This is a genomic window from Arcicella rosea (assembly GCF_040543805.1).
Lineage (GTDB): Bacteria > Bacteroidota > Bacteroidia > Cytophagales > Spirosomataceae > Arcicella > Arcicella rosea.
Genome location: NZ_JBEUMS010000036.1, coordinates 1 through 1,411, shown reverse-complemented (window position 1 = coordinate 1,411; position 1,411 = coordinate 1). Strand labels below are relative to the sequence as shown.

The window sequence follows — 1,411 nt, the reverse complement described above, 5'->3', positions numbered from 1 at the left end:
TGTCATTGCCTAAAATAGGTTGCCCTGAGTTTTGTGAAAGTTAAAGTACTTAAAATTGTAATATAGTTTGATTTGGGTTGATATTTTTTGAATAATCACAAGTCCAAATGGGTAAATTAGGTTTGTTTTCATTGTTTAGTTCTTTGATGTACTGTTCAAACGCAAAAGGTGTTAGTCCCATCAGGGCTGAATGTGGTCTATCATGGTTATAAGCGTAAATCGTCCTTTCAAGCTCAGTTTTCAACTCATCAAAATTTGTAATATTTCGATAAATGAGATACTGATTTTTAATCGTTCCATTCACTCTTTCAATATGTGCATTCTCATAGACCTCATTACACATACTAATATCGATTTCAGCTTCTTTCAAGAGATTCACATATGTTTCACTGATATATTGACTACCTCTGTCAGAATGGTGAATGAGTTTAAAGTTAAATTTCTTTTGTTTTCTGGTCTTCAAAGCCATTCTTAAAGCGATGATATTGTTTTCTGCTCTCATATTGTCTGAAACGGAGTATCCAACGATAAAGCGAGAATACACATCCAGAATCAAGACGATATAATAGAACTTGTCATGGACTTTAAAATAGGTTAAATCACTTGTCCATAGCTGATTAATATCTATGAGTATTTTATCAACCAAAAGGTTTTTGTAACGACTATATGGGCTTGAAAAAGTAGTTCTACAAAGATTTCTGAACACTTTTACTCTAAATCCATAATAGATTCCGATACTAATAAAGGAGTCTCGTCCAATTCCTTCTGGTTGATAATAATCATACATAGTTCTCAGACCCATTGCGGGGTGAAGCTCTCTAATTTGGAGAATCAACCCAACATAAAGGCTTTCTTTTGCCTTCCATTCTTCGGCTCTGCGAAGCATTTGATAGTGTCCTTGCTTAGTAATTTGGCAAAGGGCATATAAATCCTTCATCAGGTGAGAATGTTGAGCAATATCTTGTCGAAAATACTCTAAAGTGTCAGCTTGAAACTTTTTTTTAGGTCGATGTCTAATTCCTTTGAGGCAATTTCAATGAGTTTAGATTGATAATCTATCTCCATCTGTTTTTGACCAAGAATACGTTCTAATTCAGCTACTCGCTTGAGTAACTCCTGAGTTTTAGCAGCTTCAGATTCTTGTTGAACTACCATTTTTGTACCTTTTTTATGATTGGGAGAATATTGGTAAATCCAGCGATAAACGCTAGTGGTACTTATACTCCACAATTTACAAAATTCGCTAATACTAATCCTTTTGTTGAGAATGTCTTCGACTTTCTCTCGTTTGAACGACTCACTGAAAGTAAGACTTTGACGAATCTTGTAGTTTGTACTTTTACCAGTTTTTAAATTTAATTTTGCCATAAAATGTTACCGTTGGAGGGCAACCTATTTTAGGCAATGACAT

General features: G+C 34.2%; 2 protein-coding genes. Both read right to left on the bottom strand.

Features of this window, described 5'->3' with window-relative positions; genetic code table 11:
• Positions 1–49 precede the first annotated feature (49 nt).
• Complete coding sequence (locus tag ABID42_RS23980) at positions 50–937, bottom strand: IS3 family transposase (RefSeq protein ID WP_367285818.1); 888 nt, start codon at positions 935–937, stop codon at positions 50–52.
• A gap of 38 nt (positions 938–975) precedes the next feature.
• The gene (locus tag ABID42_RS23975) at positions 976–1,368 is read right to left on the bottom strand and encodes a transposase (protein WP_367285817.1); all 393 of its coding nucleotides are present in this window, start codon (positions 1,366–1,368) and stop codon (positions 976–978) included.
• Positions 1,369–1,411: the final 43 nt, after the last annotated feature.

Excerpts from the sequence above, each read along its gene's own strand:
- ABID42_RS23980 (WP_367285818.1), bottom strand. The coding sequence starts at position 937 with ATGAAGGATTTATATGCCCTTTGCCAAATTACTAAGCAAGGACACTAT.
- ABID42_RS23975 (WP_367285817.1), bottom strand. The coding sequence starts at position 1,368 with ATGGCAAAATTAAATTTAAAAACTGGTAAAAGTACAAACTACAAGATT.